This is a genomic window from Glutamicibacter sp. V16R2B1 (assembly GCF_005774635.1).
Classification (GTDB): domain Bacteria; phylum Actinomycetota; class Actinomycetes; order Actinomycetales; family Micrococcaceae; genus Glutamicibacter; species Glutamicibacter creatinolyticus.
The window spans coordinates 33,906-51,859 of sequence record NZ_VATX01000011.1; the positions used below are offsets into that span (position 1 = coordinate 33,906).

A 17,954-nucleotide genomic window follows, 5' to 3' on the forward strand; every position below is an offset into this window, starting at 1 on the left:
TTGCCCTGGGCATCGGCAGCCACACCATCAGAACTTATTACCCGCATCCCGGATATCAGGTTGTAGCCTTCAATACAGGTAACGCAGGAATGATTAACAATATAAGACCCAGACGGCAAAAAACGCTCCCAGTAACTATTCTTGGTCTTTTCGGAATATAAGAGGAAACGCTAAACTAGATTGTTGGGTGCATTAAGGGACGCGAAAATTTCCGAGGAACTAAATGTTAAAGATCAAGTGGGTTAATCTTCTCATCGCTACCGTGGGTGGGTGCCTCACATCGGTCGTCCATATGGCTGTAGTGGGCATCTTGTCTGTCCAGGCCACAGCGACCAGAAGTGGCGCTGTCCTTAATCTCAACAACATTGTAGTTGGGGTTCAATATCCGAAAATTCCGGCCCTCCAAATGACTGCAATCATGTGCATGGGAGTACTAACCGCGTACATTGTCGCTTATGCTCCTCGAAATTTCTCGCTGCCAGTCAGATTAGCGGTGAGTACTAGTTTTGTTGTATTTTCCGGTGTTTTGCTGATTATCAACTTTTCAAGTGGACCTGGACGTGACCCGTTGCAGAGCGTTGCAGATGGAACCATGCCTGGCATAAAGGGTTGGTTGCTCAAAGCCAGCAATGAATCATCTGTCCATCTATTAGTAGCCCTTGTTCTTTTTCTGGTGGTTTTCCAGCTGACTCGATCTAAAGCCCGAAACTTATGAGTCAATAGTTCACCATAGTGTGGTGTGACCTCCGGCGATCACCCCGGCGGTGTGAAGCCTCGTTCCGGACGACCGTGCGTAACTTGAATATTCTTGCGGTCGTAGTAGCGCGCGGCCTTCACCCTTAACTCCTTTGGAACCCGGGGATAGGCGCAGGTTCTGTACTGCGTCGCAGCCCAGTTGTTCCAGCGCTCTCCAGGCAACCGATGAAACAACTGGGTTAAAGCGGGCCGGTCCCGACATCCGCGCCGCAGGGGCGGGGATGCCGGGACCGGCCGGGGCGTGGGAGGGGTTAGGCCCCTACGGGTTCGAGCACCAGGCGCCCGGTGACCTTGCCTTCGGACAAGTCCTGCAGGGCGGCGCTGACGCCCGGGGCGCTGAGCTCCCCGGCGCTAAGGCGCAGCGGCTTGATCTTGCCGGTGGCCGCCAGCTCCACCAGTTCCTTCAGCTCACCCAGGCTGCCAACATAGCTTCCGCGCAGGTTCAGCGCCTTGGTGGCCATGATGGCCGTGGGCACCACCAGCTCTCCGCCGAACAGGCCCACCATGATCTGCGTGCCGCCCTTGGCCAGCAGGTCAAAGCCCAGCTCAGCGGTGGTCCCGTTGTTCACGAAGTCGATCACCGCGCGGGCCTTGCCGCGCAGTTCACCCTGCTGCTCGGCCCGCTGGCCATTGCCCGGCAGCAGCAGGGTGTTGCTGGCCCCGGCCGCCTGCGCGTGCTTCAGGTTTTCCGGATTCAGGTCCACCGCGGTGATGTTGCGGTGCCCCAGGGCGGAGAGGATGTTCACGGCCATGCCGCCCACCCCGCCGACACCGATGACCACGACCAGGGCCTGCGGGTCCAGCGGCAGCACCTTGCGCGCCGCCGAGTAGGCGGTCAACCCCGAGCAGCTGAGCGTGGCCGCCCAGCGCGGGTCGATGCCGGTGTGCCCGAGCAGGTACTTCTCATGCGGAACGGTGATCGCCTCGGCGTAGCCGCCGGGGCGCACCAGGCCGATGGAGGTGTTGTAGGCGCACAGGTTCTCATCCCCGGCCAAGCAGGTGGCGCACTTGCCGCAACCCAGCCACGGGTAGACCATCCGGCTGTCCCCGGGCTGCACGCCGGTCACTTCGCTGCCCACCGCGCTCACGGTGCCCACGATCTCGTGGCCGAGCACCATCGGGTAGGTGATGCCGGTCTTGGCCAGCTCCAGCTTCCCGCGGCTGCCCAGGTCGTAGTGGCCCTCGCGCAGGTGGATGTCGGAGTGGCAGACCCCGCAGTGGGTGATGGACAGGCGCACCTCGCGCGGTGCCAGGTCCTTCTCTTCGCTGATGACCTCGCGGATGCTCAGGTCTTCAAATGCCGCATAGGACTTCATGGTGCTACTTTCGCTTCTCATGCATGGTGTGGACGGTGATTCGGTGCCGGGGCGCACCCGGCTGGGTTCCGGCTAGGCCTGCAGGGTCAGGAACTCGGCCACGCACACTGGGGCGGGCACGTCCTTGGCCTCAACTGTCACCTTGATGGTGGACAGCAGCCCGCGCTCGGTGGGTTCGGCCGAGACGAGCTCGGCGCCGGCCCGCAGCTTCGCCCCGACCTTCACCGGGGCGGGGAAGCGCACCTTGTTCAGTCCGTAGTTCACCCCCATGCGCAGGCCCTGAACGGTGTAGATCTGGCGCAGGAAGGAGGGCAGCAGGGACAGGGAGAGGAACCCGTGGGCAATGGTGGCCCCAAACGGCCCGTTGGCCGCACGCTCGGGATCCACGTGGATCCACTGGTGGTCATCGGTGGCGTTGGCGAACAGGTTCACCTGCTCCTGGGTTACCCGCACCCACGGGCTGTGGCCCAGGTGCTGGCCGGCGGCCTGGGCGAAGGCCTGCAGGCTGGGAAACAGGGTGGGGGAGTCGGTCAGGTTCTGCTCAGGCATGGGGTCCTCCCGCCACGTACAGGATCTGCCCGGAAATGAAGGAGGCGTCCTCGGAGGCGAAGAACGCGGCCGCGGCGGCAATGTCCTGCAGCTTGCCGGTGCGGCGCACCGGGATGCGTTCGGCGGCCTTGGCGGTGAACACCTCGTAGGGCACCTTCATGCGTTCGGCGGTCGCCCGGGTCATCGCGGTCTCGATCAGCCCCGGGGCGATCGCGTTGACGGTGACGCCGAACTGGCCCAGCTCAATGGCCAGGGTCTTGGTGAAGCCCTGGATCCCGGCCTTCGCGGCCGCGTAGTTCGCCTGACCGCGGTTGCCCAGCGCCGAGGTGGAGGACAGGTTGATGATCCGCCCCCAGCCGGCCTCGGTCATGTGGCGCTGCACGGCCCGGGACATCAGGAAGTGCCCGCGCAGGTGCACGTTCATCACCGTGTCCCAGTCACTGGCGCTCATCTTGAACAGCAGGTTGTCGCGCAGCACCCCGGCGTTGTTCACCAGCACGGTGGGGGCGCCGAGCTGCTCGGCGATGCGCTGCACCAGCTCCTCGACGGACTGCTCATCGGAGACGTCGGCGCCGAAGGCCGCCGCGGTGCCGCCGGCCTGGTTGATCTGCTCGACGGTGTCCCGGCAGTGCTCTTCCTGCAGGTCCACGGCGGCGATGTTCATCCCGGCAGCGGCCAGGCGGGCGGCGCTGGCCGCCCCGATGCCGCGGGCGGCCCCGGTGACGATGGCGGTGCGTTGGTTGCTCATGTAATGGCTTCTCTTTCGTTGCAAGTTGATTCGGTGCGCGAAGGGTGCGGGCTAGCCCAGGCGTTCAATGACCATGGCCATGCCCTGCCCGCCGCCCACGCACATGGTCACCAGTCCGGTGCCGGCGCCGCGTTCGGTCAGCGAGTTGATCAGGGTGGTGGTGATCCGCGCCCCGGTCATCCCCCAGGGGTGGCCCAGGGCAATGGCCCCGCCGTTGACGTTCAGCCGGTCGTGGTCAATGCCCAAGTCCTCGGCGCTGGGCAACACCTGGGCGGCGAACGCCTCGTTCAGCTCCACCAGGTCAATGTCCTTGATGCCCATGCCGGCGCGCTGCAGCGCCTGGCGGGTGGCGGTGACCGGTCCCAGGCCCATGATTTCCGGGGACAGGGCGCTGAGACCGGTGGACACGATCCGCGCCAGCGGCTGCACCCCGAGTTCGGCGGCCTTGGCCGAGCTCATGATCACCGGGGCCGCGGCCCCGTCGTTCAGCGGGCAGGCGTTGCCGGCGGTAACCGTCCCGTCCGGGCGGAACACCGGTTCAAGCTCTGCCAGCCCCTGGGCGGTGGTGCCCGGGCGGGGGGAGTCATCGGTGCTGACGGTGCTGCCGTCGGGCAGGGTCAGCGCGGTGATGTCCTTGTCCCAGAACCCGCGTTCGGCCGCGGCCTGCGCCCGCTGCTGGGAGAGCAGCGCCCAGGCGTCCTGGTCGGCGCGGCTGACCGAGCGCAGCTGGGCGACGTTCTCCGCGGTCTGGCCCATGGCGATGTAGATGTCCGGAACCAGTCCCTGCCCGCGCGGGTCGCTCCAGGTCTGGGCGCCGCCCTGGGCCCGCTTCGCGGTGCGCTGCCATGCGTCGCGGAAGTAGGGGTTGCGCACATCGGAGTCCAGGCGGTGGCGTCCGAGCGAGCTGGTGGACTCCACCCCGGCGGAGACGAAGATTTCCCCTTCCCCGGCGCGGATGGCGTGAAGGGCCATCCGGGTGCTTTGCACGCTGGAGGCGCAGAAGCGGGTGACCGTGGTGCCCGGCACCGTGTCCCAGCCGTTGCGCACGGCCACCACCCGGGCCAGGTTCGACCCGTTTTCCCCTTCCGGGATGCCGCAGCCCAGGATCAGGTCATCGATCTGCTCGGGCTGCAGCCCCGGCACCCGGGCGATGGCTTCGCTGGTGATCTGGTGGGCCATTTCATCGGAGCGCATTTCGCGCAGGCTGCCCTTGTGGGCGCGCCCGATCGGGGAGCGCACCGCACTGACAATGACGGCGTCGTTCATGAGGTGTCCTTGGGGGTTCGTGGTGGTTAGGCGAAGGCGGAGATGCCGGTGATGGCCCGGCCGACAATCAGCGACTGCATGTGGTCGGTGCCCTCATAGGTGTAGACCACCTCCATGTCGGTCAGGTGGCGGGCCACATGGTTTTCCAGCAGCAGGCCGTTGCCGCCGAGCAGGTCGCGGGCGGTGCTGGCCACCTGCAGCGCGGTGCGCGAGCAGTACATCTTGGCCAGTGAGGCCATGGTGCCGGTCATCTGCCCGGATTCCTGCAGTTCCAGGATCCGGTCCACATACAGCTTGATGGCGCTGACTTCGGCCAGCAGGTTCGCGAGCTTGTTCTGCACCAGCTGGAAGCTGGCGATCGGCTTGCCGAACTGCACCCGGTTCGCGGTGTACTTCACCGCGTCCTCGTACACGGAGATCGCGTGTCCCAGGGACTCGAAGGCCACCCCGGCGCGGGTCGCGTTCAGCACCTTGTTCACGTCCTTGAAGGAGTTGCAGTGCTCCAGGCGGTTGGCCTCGGGGATCACCAGGTCCTTGATGACGATGTCCGGCTGCAGGATGGCGCGCTTGCCGACCTTGCCGGTGATCACGGTCGGGGCGAACCCGGCCGGGAACTCGGTGCCCGGTTCGCGCTCCAGCACGAACGCCTTGACCTGCCCGTCGGCCTCGTCGCGGGCGTAGATGATGACGATGTTGGCGTAGGAGGCGTTGCCGATCCAGCGCTTGGCGCCGTTGAGCACCCAGTTGTCACCCTCACGCCGGGCGCTGGTCTCCAGGGCCACGGAGTCCGAGCCGTGCTCCGGCTCGGTCAGGGCGAAGGCGCCGATCTTCTCCAGCCTGGCCATGGCCGGCAGGAAGCGGGCCCGCTGCTGCGCATTGCCCAGCATGTTGATCGAGCCCATCGCCAGGCCGGAGTGGACGCCGAAGAAGGTGTTGATCGACCCGTCGCAGCGGGCCAGCTCCACCGACACCGCCGCGGAGGCGCGCACCGAGAGCCCCGGGCAGCCGTTGCCGGTGATGGTGCCCCCGGCAATGTTCAGCGCGGCCAGCGGCTTGATCAGCTCGAACGGGAACTCGGCGCGCTCCCAGTAGTCGTTGATGATCGGCTCGACGTGTTCGGTGTTGAACGCGCGGATCTTTTCGCGCACCTGGCGCACCTGCTCGTCATCGCGCTCGTCGAGCAGGAAGATGTCGTGGTCGGGCAGCTGGGAGGTCTTCTTCGACGCCGGCTTGGTGTCCTTCTGGGAATCGGTTGCGGCTGAGACGCTCATGGTTTTCTCCTTCTTGGCGGTGCTCTGTACGTTGTTTGGATGCCGTGGGCCGGGAGCCGGCTACGGGGTGACGATGGCGAAGCCGGGGTCCGGGGCCTGGATGATGCGCTGCAGGCGCTGCAGCGTGGCGGCCACATCCCCGCTGGCCTGCACGGTCTCCAGCTTCCCGCGCAGCGCCCCGGGCAGGGCGGCGGCCGGGCCGGTGAAGGCCGCCTGCGCCGGCGGGCAGCAGTCCGTGTCCCCGGCTTTGTCCACCTCGTGGTGGTGCAGCACCCCGTTGGACAGGCGCAGGTGGATCCGCGCTCCGGTGTCGGTGGCGTGCAGGTCAATGCCCAGCGGCCGGTCCCAGGCTTCCGGGGCGTTGATGCGCACGGCCAGCACGTCCAGCATGGTGGACAAATCCACCCCGGCGCCGATGCGTGAACCCCCGGTTTCCCTCACCGGGCCGTGCAGCAGTTCGCCGGCCCCGGTGAGGTAGATGTTGCGCCAGGTGGCGTTGCGGCAGCTGTAGCCCAGCTGCCGGTAGACCCGGGCCAGCAGTTCGCGGGCCGCACCCAGCTGGGGTGCGGCGAACACAATGTGGTTCAGCACGGTCGCGGCGAAGCGCAGCTGCCCGGTGTCCACCTGTTCGGCGGGCTCGGCGCCGGATTCCGGCAGGACGTCGAGCTGGCCGCGCAGGCTGGCCAGGGCCGCTTCGGCCCCGCCCAGCAGCTGCACCCAGCGCCGGGATTCATCCTGCGGCGGCAGCGGCCACAGGTTCGCCGGGTTCGCGTCGTACCAGCCCAGGTAGCGCTGGTAGATGCCCTTGACGTTGTGGCTCAGCGAGCCGTAGAAGCCCTGGGCGCAGTCCCGGGCCTCCAGTGCCGGGGGCAGCACCAGCTGTTCGGCGATTTCCCGCGGTGTGCACCCCAGGTTGATCAGCCGCACCGTCTGGTCGTGCAGGTAGCCGTACAGATCACGCTGGACACTCAAGAAGTCGCGGATCTGCTCGTTGCCCCAGGTGGGCCAGTGGTGGGTGGCGAACAGCACCTGGGCCTTCGCCCCGTAGCGGCGCAGCGCCTCATCCAGGTAGCGGCTCCAGGCCTGCGCGTCGCGCACCTCCGCCCCGCGCAGGGTCAGGATGTTGTGCATGCTGTGCAGGGCGTTCTCCGCCATGCACAGCACGTTCCCGGCCGGGAAGTAGAGGTTCATTTCCGCCGGGGCCTCGGTGCCCGGGGTCAGCTGCACCTCGAATTCCAGCCCGTCCACGGTGAAGCGCTCGCCGGTGGCCTCGGCCAGCACGGTGGGTTCGGGCAGGCTCATCGGCCCGGCCGCGACCCGCTGGCCGATGCCGCAGCCCAGGTGCCCCTCGGGCCCGGCGGAAAGCGCCGAACCGTACATGTACCCGGCCCGGCGCTTCATGGCCGGCCCCAGCTGGATGTTCTCGCTGATCGCGTGTTCCCGGAAGCCGCGCGGCACGATGATCGCCGCGTCCTCGGCCAGGTGTTCGCGCACCGCGCCGAACCCGCCGAAGTGGTCGGCGTGCGGGTGGGTGATGACCACCGCGGTGACCGGGCGGCGTCCGCGGTGCTGGAAGTAGAGCTCCAGGGCGGCCGCGGCGGTGGCGTTGCAGGAAAGCACATCCAGCACCAGCACCCCGTGCGTGGTCTCAATCAGCGTCATCGCCGCCAGGTCGAAGCCGCGCACCTGGTAGAAGCCGGGGCAGATCTCAAACAACCCGTGGGCGGCGGTGTGCCGCGAATGCGTCCACAGTTTCGCATCGGCGCTGGGCGCCGGGTCCTGCTGCAGGAACGCGTATTCCGCCAGGTCCACCACGACCTCGCCGTTCTCGTCCCGGATCAGCGGATCGCTGCGGGTGGCGATGAAGCCGCGCAGGGAATCGTGCGCCACGGCGGTGTGCGGGCTCATTTGGCCACCTCCAGGTTCTTCTGCCCGGCCTGCTTGGCCAGCTGGCGGGCGATCCCGTTCAGCTGGATTTCCGAGGAACCGGTCAGCATCCGGAACATCCGCAGGCTGCGCCAGATCTGGTCAATGGGCGAACCCTGGACCATCCCGGCCTTGCCGTGGATCTGCAGGGAGGCGTCCGCGATCCTGAACGAGTTCTCCGCCACCAGGTACTTGCACATGAACGAGTCGATGGCCGGCACCTCCCCGCGGTCCAGCGCCTCAAGGCTCTGATAGGTCAGGGCGCGGGCGGCCTGGAAGTCGGTGGCCATGCGCGCCAGCTCGTGGCCGATGGCCTGCTTGCGGATCAGCGGCTCACCGTCGATCATCCGGGTGGCGGCGAAGTCCAGCGTCATTTCCAGTGCGGTGCGCGCCGCCCCCAGGGCGGTGGGGCAGTGCAGCAGCCGGTTGACCACCACGCGGCCCAGTCCCACCTTCAGACCCTCACCCTCCGCGCCCAGCAGGTTCTCCTGCGGCACGAACGCGTCCTGAAGCACAATGTCGGCCTCCATGTGCTGGCCGCTGAGCGGGGTCTGGCCCGGCAGCACCTGCACCCCGGGGGCGTCCAGGTCCACCAGGAAGGCGCTGTAGACGTTGTCGGTGCCGGCCATCCGGGCGATCAGCACACTGAAGTCCGCGAACGGACCGCCGGTGGAGAACACCTTGTGCCCGCTGATCCGGTAGCCGCCGGCCACCTTGGTGGCCGTGGTGCTCATGGCCTTCACGTCGCTGCCGGCATCGGTTTCGGTCATGGAGAAGCAGCAGGCCCGCTGGCCGGCGACCACCGGCAGCAGGTACTTTTCGCGCTGCTGCTCGGTGGCGATCTGGAAGATCGCCCCGACCCGCAGCGGGCCGCCCATGTCCCCGAGCACGCTGGTGGCCAGCACCCGGCGGGAGGCGGCGACCTCTTCCTTCAGGGCCGCCAGCTCCACATAGCTCAGCCCGCGTCCGCCGTATTCGGCCGGCAGGTGGATGCCGTAGAAGCCCAGTTCGCGGCTGCGCCGCCAGACCGGCTGCAGCATGCTGCGCTGCAGCACGGATTCGTGGTTGATGCCCAGTTCGGCCTCGTAGTCGGCCAGTTCCCCGTTCAGGTAGTCACGCAGGCTGGCCACCAGTTCGGCCAGGGCCGGGTTCTCGCGGTAGCTGGGTCGCAGTGAGAAGGTCATTTCGCTAACCCACCTTCCGGTCGCTGGCCGCCCATTCGCCTTCGCGCAGGGCGCGGCGGTCGGGTTTGCCGTTGCGGTTCTTGGGCAGCTCGTCAACGAACTGGACCAGGCGCGGCACCTTGTACTTGGCCAGGGAGCGGGCACAGAATTCCTGCAGCTGCTCCTGGGTTAGGCTGGCGCCGGGGCGCAGGGCCACGAACGCCTTGACGGTTTCGCCCCAGCGCTCGTCCGGGGCTCCGATGACAATGGCCTCGAAGACGTCGGGGTGTTCGTAGAGCACGCTTTCGACCTCGGTGCAGTACACGTTGAAGCCGCCGGAGATGATCATGTCCTTCTTGCGGTCCACGATGAAGAAATAGCCGTCCTCGCGCATATAGCCCAGGTCCCCGGTGTGCACCCAGCCGTTGCGGAAGGTCTGCTCGGTGGATTCGGGGCTGCGGAAGTACTCGGTGACGCAGTCCGCGCCGCGGGCGACCAGTTCGCCCACCTCGCCCGGCGGCAGCTGCTGGCCGTCCTCGTCGATGACCCGCACCTCCGTGTCGTACACGGCCCGGCCGCAGGACTGCAGGATCTGCGGGTCTTCCTCCACCCCGCGCCTGACGTCGTCATTGGTCAGGAACAGCACGGCGCTGGTGGTTTCGCCCTGCCCGTAGCCCTGGTTCACGATCGGGCCAAAGGCCTCGTAGGCCTCGCGCAGCCGGGCCGGGGAGATCGCCGAACCGCCCAGGGTGATGCCCTTGAGGCTGGAGATGTCGTACTTCTCGCGTCTCGGGAAGCTGAGGATGCGGTTGAGCATGACCGGCACCATGAAGGTCAGCTGCACCCGTTCCCGCTCAACGGTGGCCAGGAACTCCTCGGCGCTGAACTGGGGCAGCACCACCACCTTCACCCCGCGGAACACGCACGCCAGCACGCCCATCCCGGAGGCGTGGGTGATCGGCCCGGTGACCAGGTAGATGCTGCCGGCGGACATGGAGCCCTGCGGGTTCATGGTCATCTTGCGCAGGTTGGCCAGCCGGTTGCCCACGGTCTGCACCGCGGCCTTCAGGGTGCCGGTGGACCCGGAGGTGAAGTTCAGGACCGCGGGGTGGTCCACCGGAACGTCCACCTCCACGGTCTCGGTGGAGCCGGAGGCCAGCAGGTCCTCGTAGGCCAGGATTCCGGACCTTGCCTCGGGTACCGGCTCAAAGACCACGACCTGGCAGTCCGCCCCGGCGGCGCTGATCGCGTCGCGGGCGGTGGTCAGCTGCTCGGGATCCACCAGGATGACCCGCACCTGTGCGTCGGAAAGCACGTGGGCGATTTCGGTGGGGGCCAGGCGCACGCTCAGCGGCACCCGGACCGCCCCGCACTTGGCCAGGGCGAATTCGGTGACAACCAGTTCCCCGCGGTTGCTGGCCAGGGTGGCCACGCTGGTGCCGGCCTCCACGCCCAGCCCGCCCAGGGCCGAGGCCAGGCGGTTCGCGTCATCGTCGAGCTGGCGGTAGGTCCAGCGCCGGTCCCCGGCGACCAGGGCCTCGGTGTCGGGCCAGTAGCGCTTCGAGCGATTCAGATAAGTACCAAGATTCATGCCTACTCCAGAGAACGATTGATTAGTCATGATCTTAGACACACTGTCTAGGAAGTGTCCAGAGGGGAGTTTGTTTGCTATGAATGCACCATGAGCTATGAAGACCCGCGCACGGTGCGCACCCGCGCCGCCCTGTCCAACTCACTGGTGGAACTGGTGCTGGAGCGGGGCTATGCCGCCGTGAAAGTCGAACATGTCGCGGCGCATGCCGCAGTGGGGCGGGCAACGTTCTACACGCATTTCGCCACGAAGGAAGCCCTGTATGACTACACGGTGGAGAGCATCCTGGGCGAGCTGCGCCTGCTGCTGGAGGATGTGGACCGCGAGCACGCCGGCTTCACCGGCCAGCCAGTGCGGGCGCTGTTTGGGCACGCCTCGAAGAACCCCAACGCCTATCGGATGATCCTGCGCGGGGAGGGGGACGGGCGCGGCCTTCGCCTGCTCATCGAGCGCTGGGCCGCGGTCGCCGAACAGATCTTCGCCGACCGTGTCCATGCGCAGGATGTGCGTCCGCGCGTGGATCTGCGGGTCATCGCCCAGGCATGGGCGGGGGAGCAGGTGGCGGTCCTGCTGTGGTGGCTGGATGCCCCGGCGCCGCGTCCGGGGCTGGACCAGGTGGTGCAGACGCTGGCCGACCTCTCGCGCTACGGACGCCACTGGGCCTCGGGATTCAGCGTCACGCCATAGTGCGGCCGGTCAGGGCCGCATCGCCTGCCCCGTACGAAAGGCTTCGTGCGGGGCAGGCTTTTTGCCTCGTGGGCACGTTTTCGCAGTCCCCGCCCCGGCAGGGTGTGCTCCAGCGGGGCCCGCGGTGAGCCGCGCCCAGCGGGGCGAAGAAATCGTCATACTGCCGCTGCGGCGCCCGCTGCGCGTCACGGAAAAGTTTTTCCGCGTAAGACCTTGCGTGAGCTGGTTCACATCACGTAACTTGGGGTAGATCAGTCTTAGACGTTCTGTCTAACTTCTTTCAGTGGAAGGTGCCCCGACATGCGCTCGCGCCGCTATTTGCTTGAATACCCGACCGGAGCACGGCGCCGGGTCTATCTGGGCGTGGTGGTGCTGGCCGTGTTCATCTCCGCTTTCGAGGGCCAGCTGGCACCGGTGCTGCCGCTGCTGCTCAAGGACCTTGGAATGACCCCGGCGTTCTACGGCTCGATTACCGCCGTCTCCCTGCTCGCCGGCGCACTGGCCGGGTACCTTGGCGGGGAAATGGTGGACCGCATTGGGCGGGTAAGGGTGTTGATCCCCTTCGCCTTCATCTCGGCGGCCTCCTGCCTGTACATGGCCATGGCCCCGGATGTATTGCACTTCACGGCGGCGCGCATCTCGATGAACTTCGTCGAGGGCATCGCCATGGCCGGCACCGCGCCGTTGATCCGCGACTTCACCCCGCGCACCGGACGCGCCCAGGCCTACGCCTTCTGGACCTGGGGGCCGGTGGGGGCCAACTTCTTTGCCGCCGCGATTGCCGCGCTGACGCTGCAGCTGTTCGACTACTCGTGGCGGGCGCAGATCTACCTGATGGCCGGGGTGGCGCTGCTCGGGGCCATCATCATCGTGCTGATCCTTCGCGACCTGCACCCGGATGTGCGCCGACAGATCCGGGACACCGAAGGGGCGACGCGCGAATCCCTGTCCGGGGGCGCCGGGTCACGCAGCAGCCTGCTGACCAGCCGGGCCTTCTGGACCCACGTCCTGGCCATCTCCTGCCTCTACTTCTTCCTGGCCACCATGAACGCCTACGCGCAGCTGATGCTCGTGGAATTCTTTGGCTTCAGCGTGCGCATGGCTTCGGTGGTCGCCATGGGCTTCTGGGTGGCGAACCTGGGCGCCTCGCTGTTCTTCGCCCGGCTTTCGGACCGGTTGCGGGTGCGCCGCGGCATGGTCATTGGCGGTGGACTGACGGCCGCCGCGCTGCTGGCAACCCTGGTCACCGTGATGTTCACCTGGCCCAGCACCCCGGGCATCCTGGTCATGGGATTGTTCGTGCTCATCGGCGGCTCACTGGGCGCGGTGTTCTCCCCGTGGATGGCCAGCTTCTCCGAGGCCATTGAGGAAATCCATCCGGAGGGCCACGGCTTTGCCTTCGGCTTCAACGACGTGGTCAAGAACCTGTTCATCCTCACCTCGGTGCTCTTCGCACCGCACGTGGCCGACAGCCTGGGATGGAACGCGTGGATGGCCACGGTGCTGGTCATCTTCTGCGCCTTCGTGGCCTTCGCGGTGCTCATCCCGCGCCATGCGGTCCCCGCATTGCGGGAAATCGATGCCGAATCCGGAAGCAACCGCGCCGAGGTCCTGCGCGCCGCGCAGACCAAGTAGCCAAGAGCGGATTCCTGCTGGCGGGCAAGGCCAAATCCAGTGGCGCTAGCTCCAGATGTCGTCGGTTTCGAACTGGTCGAGCATGGCGTTGCGGATCGATTTGAGGTGTTCGGCCATCGCCTGCTGGGCCGCCTTGGCCTCACCGGCTTCGATCGCCTGCAAGATGGCCTCATGTTCCTGGATTTCCCGAGAAGTGGACATGTAGGCCTGCATTCCGGGCAGCACGTAATGGGCACGGGCGGTGTCATGGAAGCAGCGCTCCAGCGCGGCGGCAATACGCGAATTGCGTCCCCCCTCGGCCAGCTGCCGGTGGAACTGCTGGGCGCAGCGCATCGAGCCGATTGGATCCTCCGCCGCGAGCCGGGACTGCTCGTCAAGCTGGCTGCGCAGGGCCGCAATGAACGGCGCGGTGGCATGCCGCGCGGCACCGGCGGCGGTAAAGGGCTCGAGCAGCATCCGCATGTCCAGGGTCTCGTACACGTCATTGAGGGTCACCCCGCGGACCAGGTACCCCTTCTTGGGCAGGATCTGCAGCAGTCCCTCGCTGGTCAGCTGGCGCAGGGATTCGCGCACCGGGGTCTTGGACACCTTGAATTCCTCGGCCAGGCGCGGCTCGACCACCATGGTTCCCGGGGCAATCACCCCGTACAGGATCCGCTCACGCAGTTCGGCGGTGAGCTTCTCGGTGAGCGAGGTGGCCATCTCATCTCCCATCCCGGCTCCCGCCAGAGTCTGGCGCGTAATCTTTGTCCTCGGGTCTTTACTGTGACCCTAGCTACACCTTAGTCTGACCTGAAAGATATTTCAGGTATCTGTCATCGGCGGATACCTTCCCCACCTTCCAATGGAGCGCATCATGGCACCGCAGGACACAAGCGTTGGCGTTGGCCCCGCCCAGCAGCACCATGCGCAGCAGCGCCGTCGGGCGATCTTCGCCTCCGTGCTGGGCACCGCCATCGAATGGTACGACTACGCGTTGTATGGGGCGGCGGCCTCGGTGGTGATCGGTCCGCTGTTCTTCGCGGCCGCCGGTTCCACCGGTGAGGCGCTGGCCGCTTTCGCCACCTTCGCGGTGGGCTTCGTGGCCCGCCCCTTCGGCGGGGTCATCATTGGACACCTGGGGGACAAGTTCGGGCGGCGTCCGGCCATGTTGCTCTCGGTGATCCTGATGGGCATTGCCACCGTCGGCATTGGCCTGCTGCCCACGGCCGATTCCTGGGGGGTGTGGGCGGTGGCCCTGCTGGTGCTCTTCCGCCTCATCCAGGGCTTCGGGGCCGGAGCCGAACTGACCGGTGCCATGACACTGGTCGCCGAATACGTGGAACCGAAGAAGCGCGGCTGGTACACCTCACTGGTGCTGGCCACCCCGCCGCTGGGCATCGCCTTGGCCACCGTGAGCTTCTTTGCCGTGGCAGCCCTCGGGGACGCCGCCCTGCTTGGCTGGGCCTGGCGAATCCCCTTCCTGATCTCCGCAGTGCTGTTCCTGCTGGCCCTGTACATCCGCAACCGGCTGGAGGAGACCCCCGAATACGCTCGGGCCATGCAACGGGCGCAAGAGCACGGCAACACCGGCAAGCTCCCGGTGCTGAAGGTCTTCTCCGGGCATTGGCGCGAAGTGCTGCTCGGGTTCTTCGCCATCACCGGGCACAACGCCGTGAACTACATCCTGGCCGTGTTCTCCATCAGCCTGATGGTCGGTTCGGGCATGGAACGCAGCCATGCCCTGCTGGCCGTGACAGTCGGTTCCCTGGTCTCGGTGGTGCTCACCCCGGTCGGTGGTCGGCTGGCCGACCGTTGGGGAACTTCGCGCACCCTGGCGGCCGGGAACATCAGCGGCCTGCTGCTGGCCTTCCCCATCTTCTGGCTGCTGGCCACCGGCCAGTTCACGCTGGGCATGCTGGCCATTGCCCTGGGCTATGCGCTGGTCATCCCCTGCACCAGTGGGGCGCAGGGCGCGTTTCTCACCGAACTGTTCCCGGTCCAGGTGCGCTTCACCGGGATCGCGATTGCCCGGGAACTCAACGGAGCGTTGGTCGCCGGCATGTCACCGCTGATTGCCGCCACCCTGCTGGAGCTGGGCGGCGGGGCGATTACCCTGCCCGCCGGATTCCTGGCCCTGTGCTGCCTGAGCTCCGCGGTGGCGATCTTCCTTGGAACCAGGGTCTCCCGCCGGGCATAGATGAACGCCGGGGCGAGCCGGGCCCCCAGAACCAGATTTGTTGTCAATGAAAGGAACCCGCAGTGTCGAACCTGCAGCGCCAAATACCTGATGTCAAGGAATTGGCCGCACTGATGAAGTTCTCCCTGCCCACCCTGCGCCGCCGCCAGGCGCGGCTGGCGAAGGCCGCCGACCTGTGGGACCTGCGCAAGATCGCCAAGCGCCGCACCCCGGCCGCGGCCTTCGACTACGTGGACGGCGCCGCCGGCCGGGAAATCACCGCGGACCGGGCGCGGGAGGTCTTTGACTCGGTGGAGCTGCTGCCGCGCATCCTGCACGGCACCGCGCACTCGGATCTGTCCACCACGATTGCCGGCGGGAATTCGGCACTGCCCTTTGGGATCGCACCGACCGGCTTCACCCGCTTCATGCAGTCCGAGGGTGAGATCGGCGGTTCCCGGGCCGCGGAGAAGGCCGGGATCCCCTTCAGCCTGTCCACCATGGGCACCCGCTCCATTGAGGAAGTGGCCAGCGCCGCCCCAAACGCCCGCAAGTGGTTCCAGCTCTACCTGTGGAAGGACCGCGAGAAGTCCCGGGCCCTGGTGGAACGGGCCGCGCTGGCTGGCTTTGACACCCTGCTGGTCACGGTGGACACCCCGGTGGCCGGCCAGCGGCTGCGCGATGTGCGCAACGGGATGAAGATCCCGCCGGAACTGAGCCTGAAGACGGTGCTGGATGCCTCCTACCGGCCCGAATGGTGGTTCAACTTCCTGACCACCGATTCGCTGAAGTTTGCCTCACTGTCCAATACCTCCTCTGATCTGCCCACCATCATCAACTCCATGTTCGACTCCTCGCTGGACTTCGATGACCTGCGCTGGATCCGCGACCTGTGGCCGGGCAAGTTGTTCGTCAAGGGGGTGCTCACCGTGGAGGATGCCCGCAAGTCGGTGGCCGCCGGAGCGGACGGACTGGTGGTCTCCAACCACGGAGGGCGGCAGCTGGACCGCGCCCCGATCGCGTTCGAGGCGCTGGGGCAGGTGCGCCAGGAGGTGGGTCCGGAGATGGAAATCATCCTCGACTCGGGCATCATGTCCGGGGCGGACATCGTCGCCTCCCTGTGCGCCGGCGCCGACTTCGTGCTTATCGGCCGGGCCTACCTGTACGGGCTGATGGCCGGCGGACAGCAGGGGGTCGAAAGAGCCATCGAGCTGCTGGCCAAGGAAGTCGAGGTCAACATGCAGCTGATGGGAGCCGGATCCATCCGGGAACTGACACCCGAGCTCATCCGGGTGCGCGCCGGGCGTACGGCCAGTCCGGCACTGAATCGCTAGCGGGTCATCGCGGTGACCGGCGTTGTTAAATGTGCCGCCGGTCACCCAGCCCAGGCTCAGGTGTCAGGGTCTTCTATACCGCGTAGAATAGGCGTGTGCCTGCACCAAAATCCACTGCAATCCAAGCCCAAGAAGTTTTCCGGCCCGTACTGCTGCGCGGCCTGACTGCCGCCGCCTACGCGCTGATTTCCATCTTCTGGATCGGCGCCGACCTAAAGGTCCTGTCCTATTCCACCGCCGGCCTGCTGGTGCTTACCGGCGTGTTCATGTGGCAGTACGCCTCCGTGGCCACCGTTCCGGCCAAGGCGCGGGCCCCCTATGCTTTTGGTGCCGGCATCATGCTGCTGGCCGGCATCACCACGCTGTTCGCCTCCACCCCGGCCATGGTCGCCTACATGGCTGCGGTCGGCCTGCTGGTCGGTGGCGTCTCGGAAATCGTCGTGTTCGCCAAGTACCGTCATGAGTTCCCGCCGTTCCGCAACCAGCTGATCAGCGGCGCGGTGGCCGCTGGGGTCGGTGTGGCTCTGGCCTTCGCCGGACAGCTGGACACCCATGGGGTACTGGGGATGATTGGCGGCAGCGCTGTGGTCTTTGCCGTCTTTGAACTGATCGCGGCCTTTGGGCACCTGCATGACTCCCGCAAAAACCCTGCGGCCGAAACTGACTAGACTTGATGGCAACACGAGGAAATAGAAATGGAGATCCTGGTGTCAAATAATTCACCCAAGAAGCAACCATGGAGTCAGTCGATCAAGGCTCCACTGGTCTTTTCGCTGGTGCTGGGAATCGTTGCCGCCTTTGTCGGGATGATCAGCGTGACCGGCGGCTCCGAGAACGACCTGCGCATCGATGTCGGGCTGATCTGCTTTGGCATCGCCTTCATCGCCAGCCTGCTGGTGATCTCGGTGCTCACCATGGCGTCGAAGGAAAACGACCCGACCCTCGGCAAGGGATCCGGCGTGAACCGCGCCTCGGATCGCCCGCACGAGAAGGACTGATTAGGCGCCGGAAACACCCGCAGAGCCATAAACAATGGTGGGCCGCCCCTTGAGCAAGGGGCGGCCCACCATTGTCATCGGCCGGGTTTCGGCTTGCCGCCGCCCGCGGCGGGCCGGCGCCTACTCCTCCGGCTCGTCGGCCGGACCCCATTCGGAGAGGAAGTCCTCCGGGCTCAGTTCCCCCAGATCCCGGCGCACCAGGGCAATTAGCCGCTCGGCTTCTTCCAGGTTCGAGGTGGGCAGGGTCAGGACCCGGGAATCATCGGTGCGCGAGTAGACCACCACGCTGGAACCGGAGGGTTCAAACTCCGCATCGCCCAGGACCGCCGAAGCCACTGCCGCCGTCCAGCGGGCTGCGGCCTTCAAGGGCGAATCATCGGTGCGTTCCAGTCGTGCTTCATAGTCCTCAGACGCGTGGTGCTCGTTCATGGTCCATCCCTCCGACGTACTTTCCGGTGCCAGGTCCTGCACACCGGGAAGTGGATCTGCAGATCAAGTCTGTTCGTGGTTTCATCCTAAAGGTGCCGCAGTTTTGCGGCGAGTACCGGCACGGGAA

At 66.4% G+C, this 17,954-nt stretch carries 17 protein-coding genes; 7 read left to right on the forward strand and 10 right to left on the reverse strand.

The annotated features are described in order from the left end of the window. Positions 1 to 223: 223 nt before the first annotated feature. Positions 224 to 715 (forward strand): hypothetical protein, encoded by a 492-nt coding sequence (locus FDN03_RS07195; RefSeq protein WP_138175499.1) that lies wholly within the window; start codon positions 224 to 226, stop codon positions 713 to 715. Positions 716 to 1,007: 292 nt separating this feature from the next. Here the strand turns inward: FDN03_RS07195 and FDN03_RS07200 are convergent, their stop codons facing one another. The 8 genes from FDN03_RS07200 to FDN03_RS07235 all read right to left on the reverse strand — a co-directional run bounded on the left by FDN03_RS07200 (position 1,008) and on the right by FDN03_RS07235 (position 10,586). Beyond that, positions 1,008 to 2,072 (reverse strand): alcohol dehydrogenase, encoded by a 1,065-nt coding sequence (locus tag FDN03_RS07200; RefSeq protein WP_138175501.1) that lies wholly within the window; start codon positions 2,070 to 2,072, stop codon positions 1,008 to 1,010. A gap of 72 nt (positions 2,073 to 2,144) precedes the next feature. Further along, a complete protein-coding gene (locus FDN03_RS07205) occupies positions 2,145 to 2,621 on the reverse strand; it encodes a MaoC family dehydratase (RefSeq protein ID WP_138175504.1) in 477 nt (158 codons plus the stop codon). After that, positions 2,614 to 3,369 (reverse strand): 3-oxoacyl-ACP reductase FabG, encoded by a 756-nt coding sequence (gene fabG / locus FDN03_RS07210; RefSeq protein WP_138175506.1) that lies wholly within the window; start codon positions 3,367 to 3,369, stop codon positions 2,614 to 2,616. The genes FDN03_RS07205 and fabG overlap by 8 nt, the downstream gene beginning before the upstream one ends. A 51-nt stretch (positions 3,370 to 3,420) precedes the next feature. Further along, positions 3,421 to 4,635 carry an acetyl-CoA C-acetyltransferase gene (locus FDN03_RS07215; RefSeq protein ID WP_138175509.1) on the reverse strand — a complete coding sequence of 405 codons (1,215 nt, stop codon included), beginning with the start codon at positions 4,633 to 4,635 and terminating at the stop codon, positions 3,421 to 3,423. A gap of 26 nt (positions 4,636 to 4,661) precedes the next feature. After that, the gene (locus FDN03_RS07220) at positions 4,662 to 5,906 is read right to left on the reverse strand and encodes an acyl-CoA dehydrogenase family protein (protein ID WP_138175511.1); all 1,245 of its coding nucleotides are present in this window, start codon (positions 5,904 to 5,906) and stop codon (positions 4,662 to 4,664) included. A 60-nt stretch (positions 5,907 to 5,966) separates the two neighbouring features. Further along, positions 5,967 to 7,814 carry an alkyl sulfatase dimerization domain-containing protein gene (locus FDN03_RS07225; protein WP_138175513.1) on the reverse strand — a complete coding sequence of 616 codons (1,848 nt, stop codon included), beginning with the start codon at positions 7,812 to 7,814 and terminating at the stop codon, positions 5,967 to 5,969. Next, the gene (locus FDN03_RS07230; protein WP_138175515.1) at positions 7,811 to 9,016 is read right to left on the reverse strand and encodes an acyl-CoA dehydrogenase family protein; all 1,206 of its coding nucleotides are present in this window, start codon (positions 9,014 to 9,016) and stop codon (positions 7,811 to 7,813) included. Before FDN03_RS07230 ends, FDN03_RS07225 begins: the two co-directional genes overlap by 4 nt. A 4-nt stretch (positions 9,017 to 9,020) precedes the next feature. After that, positions 9,021 to 10,586 (reverse strand): AMP-binding protein, encoded by a 1,566-nt coding sequence (locus FDN03_RS07235; RefSeq protein ID WP_138175517.1) that lies wholly within the window; start codon positions 10,584 to 10,586, stop codon positions 9,021 to 9,023. Between the two features lie 90 nt (positions 10,587 to 10,676). On the opposite strand from FDN03_RS07235, the gene FDN03_RS07240 reads away from it, so the two are divergent. Further along, positions 10,677 to 11,273, forward strand: a complete 597-nt coding sequence (locus FDN03_RS07240; RefSeq protein WP_138175519.1) for a TetR/AcrR family transcriptional regulator — start codon at positions 10,677 to 10,679, stop codon at positions 11,271 to 11,273. A 300-nt stretch (positions 11,274 to 11,573) separates the two neighbouring features. Continuing rightward, positions 11,574 to 12,908: an MFS transporter gene (locus FDN03_RS07245; protein WP_138175521.1), complete on the forward strand. Its 1,335-nt coding sequence runs from the start codon at positions 11,574 to 11,576 to the stop codon at positions 12,906 to 12,908. A gap of 45 nt (positions 12,909 to 12,953) precedes the next feature. Here FDN03_RS07245 and FDN03_RS07250 read toward each other — a convergent pair whose 3' ends face one another. Continuing rightward, positions 12,954 to 13,622 (reverse strand): GntR family transcriptional regulator, encoded by a 669-nt coding sequence (locus FDN03_RS07250; protein ID WP_249354401.1) that lies wholly within the window; start codon positions 13,620 to 13,622, stop codon positions 12,954 to 12,956. A gap of 142 nt (positions 13,623 to 13,764) precedes the next feature. Between FDN03_RS07250 and FDN03_RS07255 the strand changes: the two genes are divergently transcribed. From FDN03_RS07255 to FDN03_RS07270, 4 genes are all read left to right on the forward strand, one after another. Beyond that, positions 13,765 to 15,087: an MFS transporter gene (locus tag FDN03_RS07255; protein ID WP_138175523.1), complete on the forward strand. Its 1,323-nt coding sequence runs from the start codon at positions 13,765 to 13,767 to the stop codon at positions 15,085 to 15,087. A gap of 71 nt (positions 15,088 to 15,158) precedes the next feature. Next, positions 15,159 to 16,400 carry an alpha-hydroxy acid oxidase gene (locus FDN03_RS07260; protein WP_283205478.1) on the forward strand — a complete coding sequence of 414 codons (1,242 nt, stop codon included), beginning with the start codon at positions 15,159 to 15,161 and terminating at the stop codon, positions 16,398 to 16,400. A gap of 95 nt (positions 16,401 to 16,495) precedes the next feature. Next, positions 16,496 to 17,068 carry a DUF308 domain-containing protein gene (locus FDN03_RS07265; protein WP_138175525.1) on the forward strand — a complete coding sequence of 191 codons (573 nt, stop codon included), beginning with the start codon at positions 16,496 to 16,498 and terminating at the stop codon, positions 17,066 to 17,068. A 27-nt stretch (positions 17,069 to 17,095) separates the two neighbouring features. Then, positions 17,096 to 17,398: a hypothetical protein gene (locus FDN03_RS07270; RefSeq protein ID WP_246049608.1), complete on the forward strand. Its 303-nt coding sequence runs from the start codon at positions 17,096 to 17,098 to the stop codon at positions 17,396 to 17,398. A gap of 120 nt (positions 17,399 to 17,518) precedes the next feature. Here the strand turns inward: FDN03_RS07270 and FDN03_RS07275 are convergent, their stop codons facing one another. Further along, on the reverse strand, positions 17,519 to 17,827 hold the full coding sequence (locus tag FDN03_RS07275; RefSeq protein ID WP_054821189.1) for a hypothetical protein: 309 nt from the start codon (positions 17,825 to 17,827) through the stop codon (positions 17,519 to 17,521). Positions 17,828 to 17,954 lie beyond the last annotated feature (127 nt).